A 26271-nucleotide genomic window follows, 5' to 3' on the forward strand; every position below is an offset into this window, starting at 1 on the left:
AATATGTCTTAACTGATTTAATTTCTTAATGTTGAAAAAAATAACAACATACAATTGTTTTAAAAAATATTAAAACGGTTGTTACTAATATATGAATCTGTTTTTTTGAACCAGATTCAAAGTAAAAAATATTTAAAATGAATTTAGAAGTTTTAGCGCAATCCATTGAAGGAAAATTGCATCATGACCACACTATGCGTACCTTGTATGCTACAGATGCCAGTGCATATAAAGAAATGCCAATGGCTGTGGCGGTGCCTAAAACCAAAGCTGATATCAAGAAAATTATTGATTTTGCTCGTGAACATAAATTAAGTGTGATACCGCGTGCCGCAGGTACTTCTTTGGCAGGACAAGTGGTTGGGCAAGGGATTGTAGTCGATATTTCGCAAGAATTTACCGCTATACTTACGGTTAATAAAGAAGAAAAAAGTGCTTGGGTACAACCAGGGGTGATTCGCGATGAGTTGAATTTGCATCTTAAGAGTTTTGGTTTATTCTTTGGCCCAGAAACCTCAACGAGCAATCGTTGTATGATAGGGGGTATGGTTGGAAACAATGCTTGTGGTGCTCGCTCGGTGGTGTATGGTTCTACTCGTGACCATTTGTTGGAAATCAAAGGTTTTTTAGCCGATGGAAATGAAGTTACTTTTGGTGCTTTGACTCCTCAAGAATTTGAAGATAAATGCCAAGGCGTAAATGTGGTGAGTCCGTTGGAACAACAAATTTACCTGCAAGCTAAAACGATTTTGACCGATGCGAAAAATCGTCAATTGATAGAAGATAATTATCCGAAAAAATCCATTCCACGTAGAAATACGGGGTACGCTTTGGATTTATTGGGTGATACAGAGCCTTTTGGAGCTTTCGAAGAAAAATTTAATTTCTGTAAGCTGATTGCGGGTTCGGAAGGAACTTTGTTCTTTGCTACCGAAATCAAGTTAAACTTAGTGGAGGCCTTAAAACCTAAAGCGGGTTTGGTGTGTGTGCACTGCGATAGCATCAATGCTTCTTTGAAGGCTAATTTAATTGCATTAGAATATAATCCAGATAGTGTGGAGTTAATCGACCATTATATTTTGGATTGTACTAAAGAAAATATTGAGCAAAGCAAAAACCGTTTCTTCGTGCAGGGCGACCCTAAAGCTATTTTGGTGGTTGAATTTTTAAGAGATACACTAGAAGAAATCGAAGAAGCAGCTCAAAAGATGGAAGCACAAATGCGAGCGGCGGGCTTGGGGTATCATTTCCCAATTGTGTATGGCGAGGATACGAATAAAGTGTGGAATCTTAGAAAGGCAGGGTTGGGCTTGTTGTCCAATATTCCTGGTGATGCAAAAGCCGTAGCCGTGATTGAAGACACGGCGGTGGCGGTTGAAGATTTACCTGATTTTATTGAAGATTTTAACCAAGTGTTAGAAAGTCGCGGATTGTTTTGTGTGCATTATGCTCATGCCGCTACGGGAGAATTACACTTGCGTCCTATAATTGATTTAAAAACAGAAGAAGGTACGGCTATGTTCCGTACGATTGCTACAGATATTGCGCATTTAGTAAAAAAATACAAAGGCTCATTGAGTGGTGAACATGGTGATGGTCGTTTGCGTGGTGAATTTATCCCGATGATGTTAGGTGAAGAAATTTATCAAATGTTTATTGAGGTTAAAAATACTTGGGACCCTTGGGGGGTTTTCAATCCAGGTAAAATTGTCAATACGCCTCCGATGGATACTTCGTTACGCTATACGGCTGGGCAAGTTACGCCTATGCCTGAAACCTATTTTGATTTCTCGGATTTGAATGGTTTTGTACGTTCGGCAGAAATGTGTAACGGTTCAGGGGATTGTCGTAAAACCGAGAAAAGTGGTGGGACCATGTGTCCTAGTTATATGGCTACCCGTGATGAGAAGCATACCACTCGCGCACGCGCTAATATTTTACGTGAAACCATAACAAATTCTGCTAAAGCCAATCCGTTTGATCATGAGGAAATCTTGGACGTGTTGGATTTGTGTTTGAGTTGTAAAGGGTGTAAGTCAGAGTGCCCTTCTAATGTTGATATGGCTAAATTAAAAGCTGAAGCCTTACAGCAATATCACGATAAAAATGGTGTAAAATTCCGTTCTAAATTGATTGGGCATACACCAAAAGTAAATAAATTGTTTGAAAGTGTTCCTTTTTTATACAATCTTTCTACTAAAGGTTTGTTGGGGAATTTAGTGAAAAAAGCTACTGGTTTTGCCGTGGAACGAAGCTTGCCAACGATGCATAAAGTAACTTTTGAAAAATGGTTTAAAGGCTATCAGCAAGAAGGAAATTTCCAAAATGGAGAAGTGTATTTGTATAATGATGAATTTTTAAATTTCTTTGATGTAACCATTGGACAAACGGCGGTAAAGTTGTTAAATCGATTAGGCTATAAAGTTAATATGCCAGCCATAGGTATTAGTGGTCGAACCTATCTATCTAAAGGTATGGTGAAGGAAGCTCGAGAAATTGCAGAGAAAAACATTGCTAAATTAACCAGTTTGTTGCCTGAAACAGCCGTATTGATAGGGATTGAACCTTCTGCTATTTTGACGTTCCGCGACGAATATCCTCAGTTGTGTCGTGGCGAATTGCAAAATCAAGCAAAATCTTTGGTAAATAGAGTGTTTTTAATAGAGGAATTTTTAGCGCAAGAAGTAGAAAAAGGAAAAATTTCTTCGGATTCATTCACAGATAAGGAAGAACGTGTGCGTATGCATGGGCATTGTTTTCAAAAAGCCTTGTCATCTTTAGTGCCATTGAAACAAATTTTGTCCTTGCCTAAAAATTATACAGTACTAAATATTCCAAGTGGTTGTTGTGGTATGGCGGGTTCTTTTGGGTATGAAAAAGAGCATTACGATATTTCTATGAAAATAGGGGAATTGGTATTGTTTCCAGCCATCCGTCAAGAAGAACAGTCTACTTTGATTTCAGCATCAGGAACCAGTTGTCGTCATCAAATTGCAGATGGAACGGGTAGAGAAGCACAACATCCTGTGGAAATATTGTATCAGGCATTGAAATAATATACTGTGTTGAATAATATTTTAAGGAATCTCATTTTTTGGGATTCCTTTTTGTTTTTCTGTTAAAGTAATATTGTTTTTTTTGAGAATTTGTTTGTTTTTGTATTTTTGAATAGTTTTTTATTCTAAATAATGTTGATTTGTATGAAATTAAAGCTACAAATTATACATTTGTCAAAAAAAATAAAATAATGAGTAACGCTAATCTAGAAGTTTCACAACAATTACAACAATTATTATTACAAGTAGCGGATAGAACAAAGTATTTTTTGGGATATCCTGTTTCTAAAGATTTTGATTATTCTGAGTTGTTACCTTTCTTGCAATTCCCAATGAATAATTTGGGGGATCCTTTTGTGAAATCTACTTATCAAGTTGATTCACGTGAAATGGAAAGAGAAGTAGTGCATTTTTTTGCTGAATTATTTCGTGCAAATCCTGAAAATGTTTGGGGATATGTGACAAATGGAGGTTCAGAAGGTAATTTGTATGGTTTGTATGTTGCTCGCGAATTATATCCAAATGCGATGGTGTATTTTTCAGAGGATACACATTACAGTATTCAAAAGAATGTGACTTTGTTAAATATGGAATATGTTATAGTACGTTCGCAAGAAAATGGCGAGATTGACTATAATGATTTGAAAGAAGCCATTCGTTACAATCGTCATCGTCCAGTAGTGGTGGTTGCTAACATAGGAACGACTATGACTGAAGCGAAAGATGATATTCCTAGAATTAAGCAATTGGTTGCGGATATGGCTATAGAGAAATGTTATGTGCATGCTGATGCGGCTTTGGCTGGTGGTTTTGCGCCATTTGTAAAGCCTCGTCCTGCTTTTGATTTTGTGGATGGTTGTGATAGTATTTCTGTTAGTGGGCATAAATTTATTGGTTCGCCAATGCCTTCTGGTGTTGTAGTAGTAAAAAAGGAAAATCGTGACCGTATTGCCCGAAAGATTGCCTATATTGGTTCTTCGGATGCGACTATTACAGGCTCAAGAAACGGTCATAGCCCTTTGTTTTTATGGTATGCTATAAAAAAATTAGGGGTTGATGGATTTGCAAATCGCGCACAGCATAGTTTGGAAGTTGCTTCATATACCGAAAGTCGTTTAAATGAGATAGGGGTGAAAGCTTGGCGAAATACAAATGCAATAACAGTGGTTTTTCCATCGCCAGCTGTAGAAGTTTGTGCAAAATGGCAATTAGCTACCGAGAAAGGATTTTCGCATATTATCTGTATGCCTAATGTAACTAAGGAACAAATTGATGAATTTGTCTCAGATGTTATGGCTACAACTCCTCAGTAATGAGAACGTTAGCGATAAAAAAAATAAAAAGATGAAAAAAGTGTTGCAGATGTAAAAAACCGCCGTATATTTGCACTCGAAACAGCGCGGGATAGAGCAGTAGGCAGCTCGTCGGGCTCATAACCCGAAGGTCACAGGTTCGAGTCCTGTTCCCGCTACTAAGTTGAAAAACTGAAAATACAAATCGCACAGCGCGGGATAGAGCAGTAGGCAGCTCGTCGGGCTCATAACCCGAAGGTCACAGGTTCGAGTCCTGTTCCCGCTACTAAGTTTATTAAACTGAAAATACAAATCGCACAGCGCGGGATAGAGCAGTAGGCAGCTCGTCGGGCTCATAACCCGAAGGTCACAGGTTCGAGTCCTGTTCCCGCTACTAAGAAGCTTCACAGAAATGTGGGGCTTTTTTTATGCCTTGTAATTGCCTATTAATTCAAGGGTTTGCTTAAAATATACTTCTCTATTACATTTTCATAGTTTAAATTTTTTGGGTTGCAATAGGCTAACTTTTAGGTTGCAATTTTTTTAACCTTGGGTTGCAAAAAGGCTAACATTTGGGTTGCATGACAATATTTCTTGGGTTGCAACTATTTTTTTCTAATTAACATAAATACTAATGATAACACAGCCAATAAAAATATTGTTTGTGATTTCTGCTACCAGGATAAATAAAAAAGGGTTAGTTCCAATAGTTTGTAGAATTACATATTTGGGAATGAGAAAACCTTTTGCTACTGGGATATTTATAAAACCAGAATTTTGGAATAATACATTACAAAAAGCTATTCCATCAGATACAGAACATCAACAAATAAACACTCAATTGAGCCTGATTAAACAAGAAATTAATCAGGCTTTTTTATTTTTACAAGTTCAGAAAGAACAGTTTGATGCAGAAGACATCTACTTCAAATACAAAGGGGAAGATGTAAAACAAGCCAAAACCTTAATGGAAGTATTTACAATGCACAATACTAAAATGAATGCACTTGTAGGGATTGAATATACTAAATCTACCTATTCCAAGTTTACTGAAGCAAAACAGCACATTGAAGATTTTCTAATGCACCAGTACAAAAAGAAAAATATTTTGCTTGATGATATTACTTTTAAATTTTTACAGGATTTTGATTACTATCTAAAAACCAAGAAATCATTTAAGCAGATTACAATAAACAAGAGCATTCAAAGGATTAGAAAAATTATCAAATTGGCTATTGCAGAAGGATTTCTATTTACAGACCCATTCTTACTTTACAAACCCAAAAAAGTGATTAATAATGTAACTTATTTAACCACAGAAGAATTGTTTAAGTTGGAAAATCACATCTTCTCACAGCCAAGATTAGACCAAGTGAGGGATTTGTTTGTATTCTGTTGTTATACAGGTTTACCTTATCAAGAAATGGCTACTTTAACCAAAAAGCATATTGTAAAAAAGTTTGATGATAAATTTTGGATTGATATGTACAGGCAGAAAACCAAAAAACAATTTTCAGTTCCATTGCTTCCAAAAGCCATTTCAATAATTGAAAAATACCAGGAATCTAAAAATATATTACCAATTATAAGCAATCAAAAATTCAATTCTTATATCAAAGAAATAGCTGAAATAATAGGCATTGAAAAGAAGCTGACTCATCATATTGCAAGAAAAACATTTGCAACAACTGTATTGCTTTATAATGATGTTCCTATGGAAATTGTTTCAGAGTTGTTGGGACATTCTAAAATATCAACTACTCAAGAACATTATGCTAAAGTTGTACAGAAAAAAGTGAGTGAGCAAATATCAACTTTAAGTAGAAAGTTGGATAAATGATACTTTATAAATAACTGTGTTGTAGTATTTTTGCAACATAGTTATTTTTAAATTATGGATTTGCCAAATATACATTTTCAAGATTTTCCAATTGAGTTTAAAGAAATAAATCCAAGTGATTTTAAGATTAATAATGAAAATTCTAATGGATTTAATGTTTCTCCTAAAGTTATAATTCAACCTAATGAAGCAGGATTTATTTATGAAAATCTAATAAATCATATTCATTTAGATACAAGAGATACAACTGTAATAAATGCCCCTGTAGGTTATGGTAAATCATATGCTATAATAAAGACTGTTGAAAAAATTTATAATGAATTTCCAAATAGCTTAATAATTATAGCTGCACCTTTTGTAAGTTTAATTGAGCAATATGCAAATGATATTGAAACAGATACTGAAATACCTTCTGATGAAATATTTGATTATTCAAATTTAGGCAGAAACAATACTCCATATCTTGATAAAAGAATACAAATAGTAACTGTTAATTCTTTAATTGGAAATCCTGGTGAAGATGCTTTTAAAAATTCTGAAATAAAAAGAGAGTATTTAAATGATTTAGTTGGAAAGTGTCAAATGGAAAATAGTAAAGTGTTTTTTATTTATGATGAAATCCATGATGCTATTCAAAACTTCAAAGAGGAGTATATTTTCAATCTTTGGAAATGGAAAGATGTAATACAAAAGAACTTTATTATTAGTGCAACTTTTAATGAAGCTTCTACATTAGTTATTGAATATTTAGCTGAACTTACTGATAGAAATATTTTTATAATTGAATCTGTAAGAAGAAGATTCCCAGCAAAGCAGAGTAGCTTACATTTACATTTTAGTTCTGAACATGATTTTACAGAGAACACAAAAGAATTAGTTTCTGTAGTAAATAATGCTTTAAAAAGAAACAGGAATATTGATATTTTATCCTACTCCAAAAAATTAGCAAAAAGTATAATTGAAGATAAAGTAGGTATAGGTAAAAAATTAAAAGATAGATTTGATGAAATTAATGATTGTACTTCACCTTTAGTTAGTAATCAAAGAATGTTGAATGAACCTGCAAAAAACAGATATGATAATGCAAAATGTAATGTGGGTACAAACTTTAAAACTGGTGTAAGTATAAAAAAACCAAATCACACTTTTATTATAATTCTGCCACCAAGAGCAACAATATCAATTTTTAAAAATAAGTATGGAATTTTTTCAAATGGAATAAATAGTGTTATTCAAGCATTAGCAAGGCAAAGAAATAAAGGAGAAATACATATTATTTTGCCAAAACCTGACAAGTTTGATTTTGATTCATTGATAAATGCTGGAATGACTGATGTTCAAATAAATGAATATAAAAAATGGTATTTAAAAATCAATGATTTTAAAGACAAAGATATATTTGGAAAAGATATAGTACGAGTAAGTTATCTTCCAGTTAATAATCAAAATGAACTTATTGAAGATTTTTACACTAACAAATTAAAAGAAAATTTAATATCTGAGATTAATTATGTTGAAAATTTAGATAGAACAAATTTGTCTTTATTAAAATTCCCAACTTATGACCAATTTAAGTTAAACAAAGGAGAAATCTATTTGGCAAATACTTATAAATTCTTTGGAAAAGATATTGCAGCTTATGTTACATATTGTGCTTTTACAAATCAATTTATAAATTGTAATCTTACTGAAGTAACTCTAAAAACAACTCTGTTTTTTGTAGAAGATAGTATTCAAACTAAACTAATGAGTTATATGAATAAGTATTTTGATGAAAATTACTATAATAATATGACTTCAATTGCTAATTTCAATATGTTTTATTCTGAAATAAGAAAAGAAATATATACTCAATTTCATATAAAGTATAAAAGGAGAAATAGCAATGATTGGACTTCTGTAAAGCCATATACAAACAAAATCTTTGAAAATCAATTATTAAGATTTTGTGGAATTAGTTATTTTTGGAATAACTATTATTATGATACAGATGTAACAAAAAGAGAAACAGATTTAGAATATACAAGAAGTAGTTACTTTTTAGATTGCATCTCAATTGCAAATACTATAGATTTAAGTGAAGCTAATTTTAATGAAATTAATAACATTAAAGCATTTCAAAACTTATCCTATTTTAGAGATAAACTTATCAATAGTATTGCACAATCAACAAGAGGAAAAGAACATTCTCATTATTATTATTTACCTGTAAAACCAATTAAAGACTTCTTTAATGTTTCTGATATAGTTTTGATTAGTGAAACAATTAACCTGCTTGTTGAAAATGATGAGTTAATCAAAAATGAAGTTTTTAATTTTAAAAGAAATTTTGTTGATTCAACTTTAGAAAAAAATGTAGAATCATTTTATAAAATTTTATTAGAAGACTTGTTTGAAATTCCAGAATTAAAAAGTTATCCAAAAAAATCTATAAATAATAAATTAGAGCGTGTAAAACCAATTAATAATATAAAACAATTACCCGAACCTAACAGAGTAATAAATTTATTAATTCCCTCTGATTTTAATTCTGAATTTATGAATGAACTTTATGAAAATTTGCCAGAAGGATATGAAAGTTTTGAAAGTTATCAAGAATCCTTAAATTCTCTTTTGAACTAATAGTTGTTTAAAAGTAACACTTTTTGTTTTTATAATATATACAAATACAAAAAGTGTCACTTTTGAAATCAAAACTTCTTATTAAATAATTTCTAAAAACCAATCTCAATCAAATGAGGTTGGTTTTTTGTTTTGTATAAACCAGGAATCTAAAATATTAATCAATTTAAAAATATTAAACTATGCAATTAAGACAATCAGAAAGAAGAAAAGCCAAGATAAAAATGGCTCTTCAAGGCAGTGCAGGAAGTGGCAAAACTTTTAGCAGTTTACTACTTGCTCAAGGATTAACAAATGGAGATTTAAGTAAAGTTGCCATTATTGATTCTGAAAATGGTAGTGCTGACCTTTATGCTCATTTGGGAAATTATAATGTACTTACCTTAACTCCACCATTCACACCAGACAATTACATTAAGGCAATTGATGTATGTGAAAAAGCAGGTATAGAAGTTATTATTATTGATAGCATAAGTCATTGTTGGGATTATCTATTAGATTATCATTCTTCATTAGCAGGAAACTCATTTACCAATTGGGCAAAAATTAAACCTTTGGAAAAAGCATTTATGGATAAAATTCTGCAATGTGATGCTCATGTTATTGCTACAATGAGAACCAAACAAGATTATGTATTAAATCAGAAAGATGGCAAATTTATACCTGAAAAAGTAGGATTAAAGGCAGTTCAAAGAGATGGATTGGATTATGAATTTACTGTTGTATTTGATGTAGATATTAAACATTTTGCTGTCAGCTCAAAAGACAGAACAGGTTTATTTATGGGTAAACCAGAATTTATGATAAACTCTTCTACAGGCAAAAAAATATTAGAATGGTGTAATAGTGGCACAAATTTACAAGATGCCAGAGAAAAGATTAAAAACACTAAAAATCTTGAAGAATTAAAAGCATTGTACAACCAATATAGTAATTGGAGGGAATTGTTAGAATATGATTTTAAAATTCAAAAAGATACTATCAATGCAAAAGAATTATTGTTGAACCCTAAAACATTCAGTAAAAATGGAAGCACTACTCACCATTGAATCAAAAATTAATCAAGATTCATACAGGTTAATTCCTGTAAAAGAAACAAATAACATTATAAATCCTGGTTCTTTACAAACAAGTAATGTTATAACTCCTGGTATTTCAAAATTTCCAAACAAACCTTTTATTGAAGCCAATACACAAGAAATTAATTTATATAATTTAAAAAATGATTGTGTAATTCCAGTATTCAGTAAAGATAATGAAAGGACAATTTCACACCAGGAATTTATAGAAATTGCACAAGAAGCAGTTTTAAAGGTATTTCCACATCACACTTTAGAGAAACCTGAAATTAGAGTAAGTCATCAAATTAAAGGCAGAACTCCAGAAGCAATACATAAAAATGTAAAAGATTTGTTAGACCATGAGAGAACTCAATATTTTGAGAGAATGGCTTTTATTATTAGGATTCCAAGTATTGTTGATACTATTAATGGCAATGAAATTGCCCTTACAATTGGTGGGGTTAGAAGCTACAATTTGGAAAATTTGTATAACAAAAAGACATTTGAAAAATTCAAGTTTTTTATTGGATTCCAAAATAAAGTTTGTTGTAATTTATGTGTTTGGAGTGATGGTTTTGTTGATGATTTGAAAGTAAGTTCTTATCAAGAATTGCAAAGTAAAATAATTGAAGTAATTCAAAATTACAATGCAGAAAAACATTTATTAGGAATGAAAGAGTTTGCTAAACATTCATTAACAGAAACTCAATTTGCTCAATTAATTGGTAGAACAAGATTATACCAACATTTGCCTAAAAAAGAAAAAACATTAATCCCAAATTTAAACTTTACAGATGGTCATATAAATACCATTGTGAAAGATTATTTTGAAGATGATAGCTTTTGTAGAAATGAGCAAGGAGATATAAACCTTTGGAATGTTTATAACCTCTTTACACAAGCTAATAAATCTTCTTATATAGATTCATTTCTAAATAGAAATGTGAATGCCTATGATTTTACAAATGGTATTCAGAAAGCACTGATTGGTAATGGAGATTACAATTGGTTTTTGAGTTGAAAGTTTCCAGCCCCCAAAGGGGCTGGGGCTTTTTAATCAATGTTAAAATTATTGAAAATTCTATACAATTATATTTACTATTTTTGTAAAAATCACAATTGATGAAAATGAGTTTTAAACATAACATTCTGAAAAAGATTAATTTATACATCAATAAATCAATCATTGAAATAGAAAAAAATAATAGTAAAAGCCTAACAAATAATTTTGATGCTTTAACACCTATTGATAATGCAACTGACAAAGAAATTTATTTTAGTGCTTTAAAAGAAGCATTATTGAATGATAATATAAAAAACATTGCACTTACAGGAACTTATGGTTCTGGCAAAAGCAGTATAATAAAAACATTTCAGAAAAAATATGAAGAGTATAATTATCTAAATATTTCTTTGGCATCATTTAAAGATAATATTGAAACTAAAAATGATGAAAGTGAAGAAAATTTAAACAGATTAATTGAATTAAGTATTCTACAACAAATTTTTTACAAAGAAAAACATAATGATATACCAGATTCAAGATTTAAAAGAATAAAAAACATAAGCAAGAAGAAAGTTTTGTTTAATTCTTTTCTATTTTTAATTTGGGGCTTGTCAATAGCCTATCTTTTTAAACACCAAGTGGTTGAAGGTTATTTTTCTGAGATAAGTGGAATTTTTAAAAACTCATTTATTAAATACTCATCACTTGTAATTAGTCTATTAGGCTTTTATTATATTAGTATCAAACTTGTTAGAATATTTAATAATTCAAAACTTAATAAATTAAACATTCAAAGTGCTGATATAGAAATTGGAGACAATAATGACAAATCAATACTAAATCACCATTTAGATGAAATACTTTACTTTTTTGAGGTAACCAAGTATGACACAGTGGTTATAGAAGATTTGGATAGATTTAATGATACAGAGATATTTACCAAGTTAAGAGAGTTGAACAATTTAATAAATGGTTCAAAACAGATTGGAAGAAAAATAGTTTTCTTATATGCAATTAGAGACAATATGTTTCAAGACAAAGAAAGAACCAAGTTTTTTGATTTCATTATTCCAGTAATACCAATAATAAACCCTTCCAATTCAAATGAGATTATAAAAAATAAACTTTTAAAATTAAATTCAAAAAATATTCCAACTGAAGATTTTATAGATGATGTCTCAATTTTTATAGAAGACATGAGATTGCTTATTAATATCTGTAATGAATATTCCCTCTATAAAGAAAATTTAGGAAAAAAATTAAATCAAAATAATCTATTTGCTATGATTATTTATAAAAATTTATGTCCTGATGATTTTGCAGATTTACATAATGGGAAAGGTAATATTTACAAATTGATTACAGATAAACCAAATTATATAAAAGAGAAAATAGCTAATATTGACAAATCTATACTTGATTATAGAAAGCAAATAAAAGATATTGAAAATGAAAAGATTGAAGATGTTAATGAATTAAGAGCAATATATATTCAAGAATTAATCAAGCAGAGACCTGAAGCATTATCAATAAAATTAAACAATTCTGAATATACTTTTGGAAATTTAATTAAGGATGAAACTTTTGAATTATTAAAAAATCAATCAAGGTTAAATTACACTTATTTGCAACTTCATAGTGGCTCATTAAATTATAAACATGAAAATACAATTGATTTTTCTTTTGAAGAAATTGAAAATTCAGTTAATGATGATTTCACTTATGATGAAAGAGAGCAGTTTATATTAGATAAGGAAGAGAATAAAATCAATAATTTGAAACAAGAAATTGAAAAATTGAACAATGACAAAAATGAAATTAGAACTTGGTCATTAAAAAAAGTTCTTAATACCATAGGTGTGTCAAGTGTCTTTTCAACAATTGATATAAAAAACAAAAAACTTATTTCTTATCTATTAGTAAATGGTTATATAGATGAAAATTACTATGATTATATTTCATATTTCCATGAAGGCAGTATAACAAAAAAAGATTGGGAATTTTTGCAAAATGTAAAAAGTCAGATGAGTACTGAATTTGATTTTAAATTAGATAAGCCAGATAATCTGATAAAAAAAATATCAGACAAAGAATTTGAAAGAGAAACAATTTTAAACTTTAGTCTTTTAGATTACTTATTAAAAAACAAATCAAAGCATTCTAATAGAACTGATTCAATATTTAAACTATTATCCAGCTGGAATGAAACTACATTTAATTTCATAAAAGGTTATGTAGAAAATGGAGAAAATCACCAAGAGTTTATTAAAAAAATATGTGGAAATTGGAAAGGATTTTGGAAATATATTGAAGAGGAAAGTTTATTTACAGATGAGAAAAAAGATGAATATTTAAAATTAATATTCAAATATTCTCATATTGAACATATTAAGATACAAAGTGAACATTCTAAATTAGTTGAATATATAAACTCAAAAGATGATTTTTTAAGTTTCATTGGTAATGACCAACCATTAGATGAAATTGAAAAAATTATTACAGAGCTAAATGTGAAATTAATTATTATTGAAAATCCAAATGTTAATAAAGAGTTATTTGAAATCATTTACAACAACAATTTATATTTAATAAATAACAAAAACATTTCTACAATTTTAAAGTATTTTGAACAAGATGTTTCTGAAATTGAAACTGCAAATTATACTACAATTCAACTTTCAGGATGTGATGAATTAAAAAATTATATAGAAGAAAAAATTGATTTTTATGTTTCTGAAATAATTCTGAAATTACCAGAAAATAAATTAGAAAGTGAAGCATATTTCATTAATCTACTTAACAATCAAAATATTACAACAAAAAATATTATTGGATTAGTGAATAAAATAGAAACATTAATAGTTGATATTGCTTCTATTGAAGTTGCTGGAGTTCCAGAAACTCTCTTAAGAGCATTTAAAGTAAAACCAATATGGAGTAACTTATATAGATACTTTCAAGATAATAATAAAAAATTAGATGAGGCTTTGATTCAGTTCTTGAATCATAAAAGTAATTATGAAGAACTTTCCAAAACTATTATAAGCAATAGCAAAGAAGAAGATTATCCTTTATTTAGAGAGCAAATTTTATTGTGCAATGAGATAAGTGATGAGTCTTATTCTAACATTATAAAAAGCATAAGTTTTACAAGGGATAAACTTGCATTTGAAGATTTGTCAGTTTCAAAAGCTAAAGACCTTGTGAAAAATATTTTAACACTTACTCTTGAAAATTATAATCTTTTGAGAGAGCATTTTGCAAATCAACATATTGACTTGCTTTGCAAGAAACCTCAAACTTATATCACTGATTTTGATAAATATGAGATAGATAATGAAGATTTATTACTAATCTTAAATTCAAGTTCATTTTCTTTAAAACAAAAAATAGATGTTATTTTAAAGGTTGATAGAAGTTTAATGTTTGAAAAAACTGAGACTTCTGATAAATTATGTGAAATATTATCTGGTACTTCTAAAGTGGAAATAGAATATGAATTTATTAAATCTCTATTTTCAAAATCAAAACACATTAGTAATAGATTGAAAATATTCAATATTTATTTTAAAGATTTTTCAATAGTAAATATTGAAGAATTACTAAGTTTATTACCAATACCTTTTTCAACAATAACCAAGAAAGGTAAAAGACCTGAAATTGGAAAGTCTAATACTGAAAAGGAATTTGCACAAAACTTGAAGAATGTTGGCTATATTTCTTCAATTAAGGAAACTGAAAAGTATATAAAAATAAATACTAAACTAAAATAACTTACTCCATTTATCCTAGTAAACTTCTAATCTTTTTAGTTTTTTATAATCTAAAGCAGCTCTTTTATCACCTAATTTTGGAGAACTTGTAAATAAATTTAAAGCTTCATTTGAGGTTAATACAAAAAACTCAGGTTTTTCAGATGGTTTATCTATGTGTAAATTAACCAGGACATAATAAATGTTAGTTTTTACTTTGGTTTTATCTAAATTCCAACATATTGATTTGGTTCTTTGAATACCTTTAACTTGAATAGCAATAATAGTATCATCTTTTTCAATAAGTAAATCTATACTCTTGGTGTTTCCAAATGTAAAAGTTACATTATATCCTAACCTTGATAATTCTCCTGCAACATAATATTCAGCAGCGATACCAGTTTGAGTTCTTTCTAATTTTAAATCTTCCATCTTATCTCCAATCTAATTGGGAATTATTTGAAATTAAAGTTTTCAGAATTTCAAAACTCTTTAAAAACCAGTCCTTAATTAATTTGTCAGAATTTTCATTGTTTAAAAATTTTCCTAAATCTTCTTTCATATAAATGGAAGAACCCCAATTTTCAATTCTGCATTTTAATTGAGAGTCCTCTAAATTAATAGCTTTAAATTGTTCATATTGTTCATGGTCTGAGCTTACATATATGTGTGTAGATAAAGTTAAATCTTCAAGTTCTATTGCATATAATACTTCTGAATATTTTTTTGATTGTGAAATTAAAATACCTGAGTTATAATGACTAATTCTATTGTGATTTTTCAATTGATTCCAGTTGAAATTTGAATTGTATTTTTCACAACCAAAAAAACTATTAAATTCAAATTTGCAATTATCTACATGAAATTCAACTATCTCAATAGTTTTCATCATATTTTCCAAAGTAAGTAAATTTTCAACTTTGAATGTATTGTCTTGTGCCATTTTGTAATGATTAAGAAATAATATATAATCTTTTATTATAGGATTTTCATTATTGTATTTTTTTAAAAATTTTGCAATTTCAAACCATTTGAATTGTTTAAAATTATAACTACTAAATTCTTTGTTTCTGTTTTTTGGGTCAGTATATTTGGTACAATAAAAAAGATATTTGTTTAAATTGTTAAAATGAATATCCAACACTTTGGAGTATCTACTTAACTGCTCATAACCCTCATTAGACTCAACTTTATTTTCAATGAAACAAATATTTTTATTTCCTATAAAAACTAAATCAATAATACAGTTTGGGTTATTTGGTAAATCTTTTTTTAATTGGGTTTTAATGACATATTTATCTTCTGGTAATTTAAGAAAATTATAAATGAAATCATTTTTGACAATTTCAAATAATCTTAAAATATTAGCAAAGCATTCAGTATTAAAATCTTCTAATGGAGTTCTATTACTGTTGCTGTTTTTGTTGTAAAGATTAATTAAGTCTAAAAACATTTATTTTCTGTTATGGGTTAAAGATAGTTTTTTTAAATTTTTTTTAAAAATTTTGAACACACAAACTACCAGAACAAAACAGCCCCCACTTGTTTTGAGAGCAAACTCCCCCTGCCTAAAAGTTTAAGAAGATATTTTTTTGACCAGGATAATAAATGACAAATTTTTTGAGAGGTAAATTTTATTGCAAAAATGGAATCAAACTTCATTCTGTTCAAAGTTGAAATGCACCAGGAATCTAACAAAATGTATTTCTTTCAAATCCTGGTAGTAGTTCAAATCCAAAGAATTTTAAAGCAAACTTTTTAATTATTCTACATAAGCCAGCCAACTTAAAAACCCTCACTTATTGTGAGCAATGAAAATCATTGTGCTAATCTGATTAGATGCTTAATTATTAATTCAAGTTGATAGCTGAAAAAATAATTAACAAATAGGAAGATTAGAAAATTCAACTCAAACTCAAACCAAATGGTAACAATTATTAATTACAAAGAAAGAAATACAGAAGATGGCAAATCATTTTTTGTATTAGAAGTTCAAAGTGGTATTGAAATGGTTCAATCTCAAACCACAGGTAAATTTTATGCAACAGCAAGAAAAGCATTTCTATCAAGTACATTTGATGAAATGACTTGTAAAGCTCTTATTGGTACACAAATGCCTGGTACAATTGTAAAAGAAATTTGTGATGCTTATGAATATGTTGACCAAGCAACTGGAGAAATGGTTGTATTAACTCATAGATATGAGTATGCACAAGAACAAGCTGTAGCTGTAAGTCAAAAACCAATATTTGAAAACTTTACACCTTCAGTAGATGTGTTTTCAAAAAATGGTAAACATAATTATGAGCCAGTAAACTAATAGTAATAAGCCTATTATGTGTAACAGCATAGTAGGCTATTGTTTTTTTCTTATGGAAATAGCAGAAATTAAAGTGACCTATTCTACCAACAAACCTGATAAAATTAAACTTACTACTTGTCAAGAAGTTTATGAATTTATTATCTCCAAATGGGATTTAGATATTATAGAATTTCAAGAAGAATGTAAATTAATTCTATTAAACAGAGCCAATTGTGTATTAGGAATTTATGAATTATCTAAAGGAGGAATTGCTGGAACTGTTGTAGATATTAGAGTGATATTAAGTGTTGCTCTAAAATGTAATGCTTCATCTATTATCCTGGTACATAACCATCCAAGTGGAAATATGAAGCCAAGTGAAGCAGATAAAAAGATTACTGAAAAATTAAAAAATGCTTGTGAGTTATTAGATATTCATTTACTTGACCATTTAATAATTAGCAAGTATGAATATTATAGTTTTGCTAAAAATGAAAATATTATAAATCACACTTTTTCCTAAACTGTATATATAAGATTGGGAAAATTTGTGATTTTATGTGAATGTGAACTAATACAAAAACAGCTAATTTCAAGTAAAATTAAGACCAGGAGTTTAGAAGTAGATTAGTATTAATAGCTATTTCTTATTAACTCTTGGTTTAAATTGTAATAGTTCAGATAGTTCAATTTCTAATTTTTGAGCAATTTTATAAAGTAGATAACCAGATGGATTAGTGTTTCCTGCTTCAATCCTGTTCATATTAGACCTTTCAATTTCACATCTATAGCCAAGTTCAGTTTGAGTGATTTTTTTAATTTCTCTCAATTCCTTGATTCTTTTGCCTAATGCAATTTGAAATTCCTTTTTGTTCAACTTTTGGGCTATTTGCATCAAAAGTTGTCATATTTGATAAAAATATTGTTATCATTTTTGATACAGTATGTATATATTTGAAAATTAATTTAAAAGCGTATTAAAATGAAAAAATATTTATTCCTATTTCTGGTATTATCAGCAAATAGTATGTTTAGCCAAGACATTACAGATATTGGTTTAGAAACAGTTGATTTGACTATTGAAGAAAAAAAAGAAATAGTTCAAGATAGATTTGTATTTGTTGAAATGTATGAAGAAGATGGAAATAAAGGATTTAGAGCTATAGAGGTTGTGTCAAATTCTACATTTGGAAAAAAAGTTTGGCTAAAAGATATAACTCCAGCCAAAAAATATAAAAGTAAAAATGGAAAATGGATTGATAAAAGTGAAGAAGTACTATTAACACTTTTAGAAATGGATTGCTCTGAAAGCAGTTTTAGATTATTAGAACAGCATAGATATTCAATTGATGGTAAATTAATAAAATCTATTAAGTTGAGTGGAGAAGATAATTCTATAATACCAGGAACTACAACTGATTTGATTTCAAAAATAGCCTGTGATTAAAATAATGATTCAATATGAAAACATCAATACAATCAGCTATAAAACAGTTTAAAGAAAATGATTTTTATAATACTGATAAAACTGAACAATTATTTGTAAATCAAAAAGAGTTATATGAAAAAGCAAAGAATTATTTTTTTAAGACTTGTCCAATTTGCTATGAAATAAGTAGTTATGAATCTTTTTGTAATTGCAAGATTGAATGTGAAACATTATGTGATGGTTGTGAAGAGATTACAGCAATTGACACTTGGTTTGAATGCAAGGATAATGCTTTTAACAGGTCAGATTTAATAGAGTTTATTGAGTTTTATGATAGCAGCTATCTTAAACTTAAGGAATATAAATTGTCTATTAAAAAAGCATTGGATGAATGTTTTAAAGATAAATCCTTTAATAAAAATATTGAAGAAATTAATTCAAATTTAACTTCATCAAATATCTATTTAATTCAAGGGACTTGGTATAATGATGAATTGGAATATACATTTAATCAATCTAATGTTAGTTTTCAATTCAAAAATGGCAATCATTATAAAGGAAACTTTACTATTGTCAATAACACTATTTACCTTGAGTACAAAAGATTTTCATCTGAAAAAAGCCTTCAATGGCATGCAACAATTGAAAACATTAATGAAAATGAATTAGTTCTTATTGATAATTCAAATCAAGTTGGAAGAAAAGAAATTTTTAAAAGTAAAAAAAACAGTAGTGTTTTTTCTGAAAATAAAACATCAAATAACAATGATATTATGAAGAATATGATTTATTCTTGGATTATGAGTTCTAAATTAAAAAGATGGTTGCTTTTTATCCCTTTAGGAATTATAGCTGGTTTTGTTGCAGATTTTATTTTTTCTGCAATATTCAGTATTGGATTTAGTAAAATTTCCCCAAATCTTATACAAGAAAAAGGAATTGGCTACTACTTAATTTATATACCTTTAAGTAGTTTTATTGCAGGTATGACTACTACATATGTTGGTGGCTATATTGTACCTAATAAAAAATTAGTGTACTTATTTACAGCATTTTATTTATTTATTTTAGTTTCAACATTGGTTGTTAAATTTATTTCTAAAGAGTCTTTTGATTATTCAGAAATTCTATATTTCATTTTTTTATTGATAGGTTCAATTATTGGAAGTTCCCTTATTACAAAAAAAGAATGAAGAAAAAAACACCAATAGCATTCAAAAATATTGAAGAAATTAATGATTGGTTAGCTAAAAATTTTGATGATTACCTTGAAACTAAAGAATTTCTTGAAAAGAACTTATATCATCTAATAGAAGTCAAAGAAAAATCAGTTGCAAGTGTAAAATATAGTACTGAAAGGTTATTTTGTTTTTACTATGAATCATTAAAAAGTTTATTGATGTTAAGAAATAAGGATAAAGATTTAAGGCAATATATTGATGAATACCACTTTTGTAAAAATGATAAAAATCTGCTTGAGAATTGGCATTCTAATATTGACTATAATATTCATAAAAATGACAGCAATTATAATAGTAGGTGTTTTATAGAATATGATAAAGGCAATCCAATAGGAATAAAACCGTTTGAGTCTAAAATCTATAAAGAGAATCCTTATGTATTGCCTATAGATGGTTTTGAAAACTTGATTGAACTTGCAAATCTCATTAACTTAAATCAAGAAAACTATTTATATGGTCAATTTCCTCAAGACTTATAAAAACTAAATTGTATTCAATTATTAAATTTTATACCACCTTTAAGGTGGTTTTTTTATACCAAGAGCCAATGAAACAACTTAATTTGCCTTTCAAAATAGACAAACAATATGAAAACTGGGAATTTGAATTAGATGCTTTGGAGGATAGATTAAGTGGTTACCATAGTTATAAATATATAGGTAAACTGCTTAACTATTTTCTGAATTATATTACATATAAAACTGAACTTATATTTAATGGAGATTATTTGACAGCAGTAATATTAACAATCAAAAAAGTAAATGAAAATGATTTGCATATTATTAATCAATTCCTGGTACTTGATGCTTCCAAACAGATTGAAGTTGATGAATATAGTACAAGATTTAAAGTTTGGAGAATTATGTATTACTCAAATTATAACCCTAAAAAGAAACAGATTTTAGTAATTTATGGAAAGCCAAGATTTATCCAAAAACATTTACTACTTTTGCAATGAATTTGGAGTTTTCAGATTTAAGCGGGATTTGAAATTTGGTTAAAGGTACACTTTTAGGCATACATAAAAATATGAAGTCTGTAAAGCATTGGTAAATAAGCAAGAAGTGTCACAGGTTCGAGTCCTGTTCCCGCTACTAAATTTAAGCCATTCAGCAATGAGTGGCTTTTTTATTATTCAAAAAAAAATGAAGAGAGTAGTTGAATACCGTAAATTATTAGAAGTTGATAAAAATGTAACTTTAAAAGAGTTGAAAACAATTTATCGAAATTCGATGAAAGAGACACATCCTGATAAGTTTGCAAATGACGAGGAAGGAAGAATCTTGGCGGAAGAAAAAAGTAAGGATGTTATCAATGCCTATCACTTTTTGGTAAGTATAGCGAACGAAACGGTAGAGAAAAACTTGCCTGAATATCAGGATACTGTGCAAAATTCAGCTATATTGGATTTCTATTTAGAAAAACAAACACTTATGATTACTCACGTGAATGGTGTTTCGTATGAATATATAGGAGTGCCAAAAAATGTGTATATCAAAATGATAAATGCAGAATCTCCTAATCGTTTCGCAAAGCGTCATATTTATGGGAATTATATTTATCGTAAAGCGGGTGAAGCGGAATTAGTATAGTGTATTTTGTGATTTGAAAGACTTTTAAGGGCTTGAGTGTTACAGCTTGAAGATATTGCTAAATAAAAACGTACCTTTGCAGGATAATTTAATATAATACTATGTTGCATAAAGCAGGATATGTAAATATCATTGATTTGATATTAAGAGGAGAATGTCCAGTGGACGTTCGGTTGAATGTGTACCTAAATAAATTTAAATATGATGCATAAGGCTGGGTATGTAAATATCATTGGGAATCCCAATGTAGGGAAATCTACTTTAATGAATGCCTTCGTGGGAGAGCGTTTGTCAATTATAACTAGTAAGGCACAAACCACTCGTCACCGTATTTTGGGAATTGTCAATGGAGATGATTTTCAAATTCTGTTTTCGGATACCCCAGGGATTATCAAGCCCGCTTATGAACTGCAAAATTCAATGATGGATTTTGTGAAATCAGCATTTGAAGATGCTGATGTGTTAGTGTATATGGTGGAGATTGGTGAAAAAGAGTTAAAAGATGAAGCTTTCTTTAAACGTATTATTTTTTCTAAAGCTCCTGTTTTATTATTGTTGAATAAAATTGATAAGTCTGACCAACAGCAATTGGAAGAGCAAGTGGCGATGTGGAAAGAAAAAGTACCTAATGCGGAAATTTTTCCTATTTCAGCGCTTGAAAACTTCAATGTACAAACCGTTTTTGACCGTATCGTGGAATTGTTGCCAGAATCGGAGCCTTATTATCCTAAAGATGCTTTGACGGATAAGCCAGAACGTTTCTTTGTAAATGAGGCTATTCGTGAGAAAATTTTGGTGAATTATGATAAGGAAATTCCGTATGCTGTAGAAATTGAAACGGAAGAGTTTAAAGAAGATGATGCTATCATTCGTATTCGAGCGGTGATTATGGTTGAACGTGAAACCCAAAAAGGGATCATTATTGGTCATAAAGGGAGTGCGATTAAAAAAGTAGGTATTCAAGCTCGTGAGGAATTAGAAAAATTCTTTGGGAAACAAATTTATATAGAGTTGTATGTAAAAGTGAATAAAGATTGGCGTTCCAGTGAGCGTCAGCTCAGACGCTTTGGATATAACCAGAAATAATTAAAGGAGGGTGTCCTAAAAGTCGAAGCTAGTTCTTGAGAATCGCTTATATGAAAACTATCTCCGATAGGTGTCCGAATATTTTAGTAAAGAAAAAGGCTGTCCTAAACTTTTTGGACAGCCTCTTTGTTTTTTTGGAATTATAGGGTGTATTTAACACCTCCATAAAAGTTTCTACCCGGAGCATTGATTCCAGAAGCAAATGTGCGGTATTGTGTATCTAAAATGTTTTCTACTCCCGTGAATAAAGTTATTTTTTTAATCACATTAAAAGAAGATTTGAAATTAAAAGTTTGCCAAGCGGGCATCCCTTCTTTTGGTGCATACTGTTCGTTGTCTTCGGCATTCAGTAAGTAATCTTTAATGTCTTTTTTGCCATTATACAACATGTTTGCCTCTGCGTGTATCCAATTGTTTTGGAAGGTAAACGCAACCTTACCAAAGTAGGGTGGTATGTGATCCAGCGGTTGTGTGGGTTTAGTTGCAGTACTGTGAATTCTGCCGTAAGTGTAATTGTAGCTACCGTTGAATTTGAAATGTTTTGAAAAATCGATTTTTAATGTTGTTGAATATCCAAAAATGGATGCTTTGCCTAAATTTTGATTGGCCATTACTTTACTGTTAACATCATCAAAAAGAATAGTTTCAGAACCATTGAAGTTGAAGCTATCTGTGACAATTACATCATAAAGTTGGGTGTAATAAATCCCGTTTTCAAAAGTGATAGATTTATTGTCAGTTAAAGTGATGTTGAAATCTCCAGTAATCGTTTTTTCAGGTTTCAAATTTGCATTAGGAACGATTAAGGTGCCTTTGCCTGATTCAAAAATCTTAGCTAAATCATCTATGTTTGGAACTCTGAATCCTGTAGATAGGTTAAAGCCTAGTTTTACACTTTCAGTTGAATTGTTTGTAATTCCAGCGGATGCGCTATAAGTAAAATTCTTTTGTGTAATTGAGTTGTAAGGTAATTTTAGAGCATTGTTTTCTATCGTGCTGTTTAAAGTTACATAACCTGCTCTTATGCCTAAGTTGTATTTAGTTGCGGGGTTGATATTGGCAAAATACGTGGCAAAAACATCAGTACGTAGGGTGTTGTTTTTTCCGTCAGGATAACGGGTTGAGGCTGGTTTGGTTTCGTGGGGTATTATATTTTTTAGTTCCGCGGTCGATTTTAAATCATCATAAAATGCCTCGGCACCATAAAGTAATTCGCCAGTACCTATTTTAGTTTTTAAATCTGCACTAATTGAGTAAATAGTTACATCTTCGACTCTTGACGTTTGATTAGGATTTTTATAATCACGGGTAATTCGGCTTTCTTCTATTTTTTGATAATTAGCATTCAAAGTAAAATCGCTATTTAGTAATAATTTGTCTTTTGAGAATTTATAGCCAGCCAGTAGTCTTTCCTGTGGTCCATAATCCCATGTAGCATAGCGAAGTTTGCCAGATTTTAGATCTGTTAATCTGTCATATCGAGGAATGTTAGTTGTAGTAGCATACTGTAGGTTTATTAAATGCTCGGTGGTTGTGTTTGGTCTATAAACAAACTTTTGTAAAGCATTATATTGTTTGTATCCACTAAATTTTTGAATTAATGGGTTCTCGTTCTCTATGATTTGATCTACACCGTTTTGAGTTATGATATATTGGTTGCGTTCACCAAAAAGAGGGTTGCTACCGTTTGGATTTTTACCCATGCGTACATCATCGAAGTCATTGAAAGAAAGTGCAGTCAAGCTTCCCCATGTTTTTCCTGAAAAATAAAGATCACCATAAATCGATTTTTCATTGTTCACTGTGCCGTAACGTGAGTTAAGGTTGGCCTTAAAAAAGCGATTGTTGTTTTCGGATTTAGTTAAAGGTTTTTTAGTAATCAAATTGATGGCTCCACCTAAGGCATCGCTTCCAAAAGGGGTAGAAAATGATCCGAATAAAACATCTGCTTTTTCTAATAGATTTTCATCTACCGTAATCACATTTTGTAAATGCCCTCCTCTGAAAATTAAATTGTTCATACGAACTCCATCAACCATCAGTAATATTCGGTTAGATTCTAAACCTCTTATCACAGGACTTCCGCCTCCTTGTTGGGATTTTTGTACAAATAAGCTCCCTGTGTTAGAAAGCATGTCGGCGGTGTTTTGAAAACTTCCAAACTCGATGTCTCTTTGAGAAATCGTTTTTACTTGAGTGCTTTTTTTATTGTATCGATGCGATGCTACTTTGACTTCCTCTAATTGGTTTTTTAGTGTGTCTGATTTTGTGTTTTGTGATCGTATTGAAAAAGTTAAAAGTATTAGAAGTAGTTGGGGTATTAGTTGGGTAGTTTTCATCAATATTGTAATTTTTAAAGTGATCTAAATCGGGTTGTTTTTTTAAAAATAAAAGAAAAAATGTTATTGTTGTAATCTGTAACCAAATCAAAAACCGAGCCGTTTTTTATGTTTTTCTATTTTTTTTTAATATTGATTTTTAAATTAGTAGTATCAAATTTCTATTTTTAAATTTAATTAGCACAATGAAAGTTTGTTTTTTACTGTTTTTTTATAACAATAGTATAAAAATCAATTATATAGAAATAATAAATGAATAAAATGACGTGTTTCCCGTCTTATTTTTTTAAATTTGCACCCTCAAAAATTGAATAATGAATAATATTGTTGCTATCGTAGGTAGACCAAATGTTGGGAAATCAACTTTTTTTAACCGTTTAATTCAGCGTCGTGAAGCTATTGTAGATTCTGTAGCAGGGGTAACCCGTGACCGTATTTATGGAAAGAGTGAATGGAATGGAAAGGAGTTTTCCGTAATAGATACAGGAGGTTATATCAAAGGTTCTGACGATATTTTTGAAGGTGAAATCCGTAAACAAGTTGAATTGGCTATAGATGAAGCCGATGCGATCATCTTTGTAGTTGATGTGGAAGAAGGGGTGACTGGAATGGATATGGAAGTAGCTAACTTGCTTCGCAAAATTGATAAACCTGTTTTAGTAGCGGTTAACAAAGTTGATAATGCTATGCGTATGGGTGATGCGGTGGAGTTCTATTCGTTAGGACTTGGTGAGTATTACACCATTGCAGGGATGAATGGTAGTGGAACAGGGGAGTTGTTAGATAAATTAGTTGAGGTATTGCCTGAAATGCCAGAAGCAGTAGAGGAAGAAAATCCATTACCTCGTTTTTGTGTGGTGGGGCGTCCTAATGCAGGTAAATCATCGTTTATCAATGCTTTAATTGGTGAAGACCGTTTTGTGGTTACTGATATTGCTGGAACTACACGTGATGCTATCGATACCAAATACAACCGTTTTGGTTTTGAATTCAATTTAGTGGATACGGCAGGTATCCGACGTAAAGCTAAGGTTAAAGAAGATTTAGAGTTCTATTCAGTAATGCGTTCGGTACGTGCCATTGAACATAGTGATGTGTGTATCTTGATGATTGATGCGACTCGTGGATTTGAAGGGCAAGACCAAAATATTTTTTGGTTGGCAGAAAAAAACCGTAAAGGGATAGTGATTTTAGTTAACAAATGGGACTTGGTTGAAAAAGATACCATGACGACCAAATTGTATGAAGCTAAAATTCGCGAAGAAATTGCACCTTTTACTGATGTGCCTATTCTTTTCGTTTCTGCATTAACGAAACAACGTTTGTTAAAAGCTCTAGAAACGGCTGTTCAGGTGTATGAAAATAAAAAACAACGTATATCGACCTCTAAGTTTAACGAGTATATGTTGAATATCATTGAACATATGCCGCCACCAGCATTGAAAGGAAAATATATCAAAATCAAATACTGTATGCAGTTGCCTACACAGTCTCCGCAGTTTGTGTTCTTTGCTAACTTGCCACAGTATGTAAAAGAGCCTTATAAGCGTTTCTTAGAAAATAAAATCCGCGACAACTGGAATTTTGAAGGAGTGCCCATGGATATTTATATTAGAGAAAAATAAGGTTGCTCTAAATGTTGAAAAAAACCTT

Annotated in this window: 20 protein-coding genes and 4 tRNA genes; 20 read left to right on the top strand and 4 right to left on the bottom strand. The window is 29.8% G+C overall.

Translation table 11 applies throughout. From position 1 onward, the window contains the following. Positions 1-137 precede the first annotated feature (137 nt). From ACQY29_RS07005 to ACQY29_RS07050, 10 genes are all read left to right on the top strand, one after another. The gene (locus ACQY29_RS07005; RefSeq protein ID WP_428224520.1) at positions 138-3056 is read left to right on the top strand and encodes an FAD-binding and (Fe-S)-binding domain-containing protein; all 2919 of its coding nucleotides are present in this window, start codon (positions 138-140) and stop codon (positions 3054-3056) included. A 191-nt stretch (positions 3057-3247) separates the two neighbouring features. After that, positions 3248-4369 carry a histidine decarboxylase gene (locus ACQY29_RS07010; protein WP_428224521.1) on the top strand — a complete coding sequence of 374 codons (1122 nt, stop codon included), beginning with the start codon at positions 3248-3250 and terminating at the stop codon, positions 4367-4369. Positions 4370-4454: 85 nt separating this feature from the next. Further along, a tRNA-Met gene (locus ACQY29_RS07015) sits at positions 4455-4527 on the top strand. A gap of 34 nt (positions 4528-4561) precedes the next feature. Further along, positions 4562-4634 (top strand) — tRNA-Met (locus ACQY29_RS07020). Between the two features lie 35 nt (positions 4635-4669). Beyond that, positions 4670-4742 (top strand) — tRNA-Met (locus tag ACQY29_RS07025). Positions 4743-5012: 270 nt separating this feature from the next. Further along, positions 5013-6188, top strand: coding sequence for a site-specific integrase (locus ACQY29_RS07030; protein WP_428225883.1), 1176 nt, complete (start codon positions 5013-5015; stop codon positions 6186-6188). 54 nt (positions 6189-6242) lie between these two features. Next, positions 6243-8810 carry a DEAD/DEAH box helicase gene (locus ACQY29_RS07035; protein ID WP_428224522.1) on the top strand — a complete coding sequence of 856 codons (2568 nt, stop codon included), beginning with the start codon at positions 6243-6245 and terminating at the stop codon, positions 8808-8810. 182 nt (positions 8811-8992) lie between these two features. Then, positions 8993-9859: an AAA family ATPase gene (locus ACQY29_RS07040; protein WP_428224523.1), complete on the top strand. Its 867-nt coding sequence runs from the start codon at positions 8993-8995 to the stop codon at positions 9857-9859. Beyond that, positions 9837-10892, top strand: coding sequence for a DUF3871 family protein (locus tag ACQY29_RS07045; protein WP_428224524.1), 1056 nt, complete (start codon positions 9837-9839; stop codon positions 10890-10892). The genes ACQY29_RS07040 and ACQY29_RS07045 overlap by 23 nt, the downstream gene beginning before the upstream one ends. 101 nt (positions 10893-10993) lie before the next feature. Continuing rightward, entirely contained in the window at positions 10994-14650 is a 3657-nt protein-coding gene (locus tag ACQY29_RS07050) for a hypothetical protein (protein WP_428224525.1), read from the top strand. A gap of 15 nt (positions 14651-14665) precedes the next feature. Here ACQY29_RS07050 and ACQY29_RS07055 read toward each other — a convergent pair whose 3' ends face one another. Continuing rightward, positions 14666-15061, bottom strand: coding sequence for a group I intron-associated PD-(D/E)XK endonuclease (locus tag ACQY29_RS07055; protein WP_428224526.1), 396 nt, complete (start codon positions 15059-15061; stop codon positions 14666-14668). Position 15062: 1 nt separating this feature from the next. Beyond that, entirely contained in the window at positions 15063-16082 is a 1020-nt protein-coding gene (locus ACQY29_RS07060; RefSeq protein ID WP_428224527.1) for a PD-(D/E)XK nuclease family protein, read from the bottom strand. A 471-nt stretch (positions 16083-16553) separates the two neighbouring features. Here ACQY29_RS07060 and ACQY29_RS07065 point away from each other — a divergent pair, with 471 nt between their 5' ends. After that, positions 16554-16949, top strand: a complete 396-nt coding sequence (locus tag ACQY29_RS07065) for a hypothetical protein (RefSeq protein ID WP_428224529.1) — start codon at positions 16554-16556, stop codon at positions 16947-16949. Positions 16950-16965: 16 nt separating this feature from the next. Beyond that, positions 16966-17454 (top strand): JAB domain-containing protein, encoded by a 489-nt coding sequence (locus ACQY29_RS07070; RefSeq protein WP_428224530.1) that lies wholly within the window; start codon positions 16966-16968, stop codon positions 17452-17454. Between the two features lie 117 nt (positions 17455-17571). Here the strand turns inward: ACQY29_RS07070 and ACQY29_RS07075 are convergent, their stop codons facing one another. Beyond that, a complete protein-coding gene (locus ACQY29_RS07075) occupies positions 17572-17826 on the bottom strand; it encodes a helix-turn-helix domain-containing protein (protein ID WP_428225884.1) in 255 nt (84 codons plus the stop codon). Between the two features lie 87 nt (positions 17827-17913). Between ACQY29_RS07075 and ACQY29_RS07080 the strand changes: the two genes are divergently transcribed. From ACQY29_RS07080 to era, 7 genes are all read left to right on the top strand, one after another. Continuing rightward, positions 17914-18378, top strand: a complete 465-nt coding sequence (locus ACQY29_RS07080; RefSeq protein ID WP_428224531.1) for a surface-adhesin E family protein — start codon at positions 17914-17916, stop codon at positions 18376-18378. Between the two features lie 14 nt (positions 18379-18392). After that, a complete protein-coding gene (locus tag ACQY29_RS07085) occupies positions 18393-19553 on the top strand; it encodes a hypothetical protein (RefSeq protein ID WP_428224532.1) in 1161 nt (386 codons plus the stop codon). Next, the gene (locus ACQY29_RS07090; protein ID WP_428224533.1) at positions 19550-20080 is read left to right on the top strand and encodes a hypothetical protein; all 531 of its coding nucleotides are present in this window, start codon (positions 19550-19552) and stop codon (positions 20078-20080) included. Before ACQY29_RS07085 ends, ACQY29_RS07090 begins: the two co-directional genes overlap by 4 nt. A 68-nt stretch (positions 20081-20148) precedes the next feature. Continuing rightward, on the top strand, positions 20149-20559 hold the full coding sequence (locus ACQY29_RS07095; protein ID WP_428224534.1) for a hypothetical protein: 411 nt from the start codon (positions 20149-20151) through the stop codon (positions 20557-20559). A gap of 20 nt (positions 20560-20579) precedes the next feature. Then, positions 20580-20695, top strand: a tRNA-OTHER gene (locus ACQY29_RS07100). 51 nt (positions 20696-20746) lie between these two features. Further along, positions 20747-21193 carry a KTSC domain-containing protein gene (locus ACQY29_RS07105; RefSeq protein WP_428224535.1) on the top strand — a complete coding sequence of 149 codons (447 nt, stop codon included), beginning with the start codon at positions 20747-20749 and terminating at the stop codon, positions 21191-21193. A 201-nt stretch (positions 21194-21394) separates the two neighbouring features. Continuing rightward, complete coding sequence (gene era, locus ACQY29_RS07110) at positions 21395-22279, top strand: GTPase Era (RefSeq protein WP_428224536.1); 885 nt, start codon at positions 21395-21397, stop codon at positions 22277-22279. A 140-nt stretch (positions 22280-22419) separates the two neighbouring features. On the opposite strand, the gene ACQY29_RS07115 is transcribed toward era, so the two are convergent. Continuing rightward, positions 22420-24618 carry a TonB-dependent receptor gene (locus ACQY29_RS07115; RefSeq protein ID WP_428224537.1) on the bottom strand — a complete coding sequence of 733 codons (2199 nt, stop codon included), beginning with the start codon at positions 24616-24618 and terminating at the stop codon, positions 22420-22422. Between the two features lie 314 nt (positions 24619-24932). Between ACQY29_RS07115 and der the strand changes: the two genes are divergently transcribed. Next, on the top strand, positions 24933-26243 hold the full coding sequence (gene der / locus ACQY29_RS07120) for a ribosome biogenesis GTPase Der (RefSeq protein WP_428224538.1): 1311 nt from the start codon (positions 24933-24935) through the stop codon (positions 26241-26243). Positions 26244-26271: the final 28 nt, after the last annotated feature.

The sequence above is a fragment of the Flavobacterium sp. genome (genome assembly GCF_965262375.1).
Lineage (GTDB): Bacteria > Bacteroidota > Bacteroidia > Flavobacteriales > Flavobacteriaceae > Flavobacterium.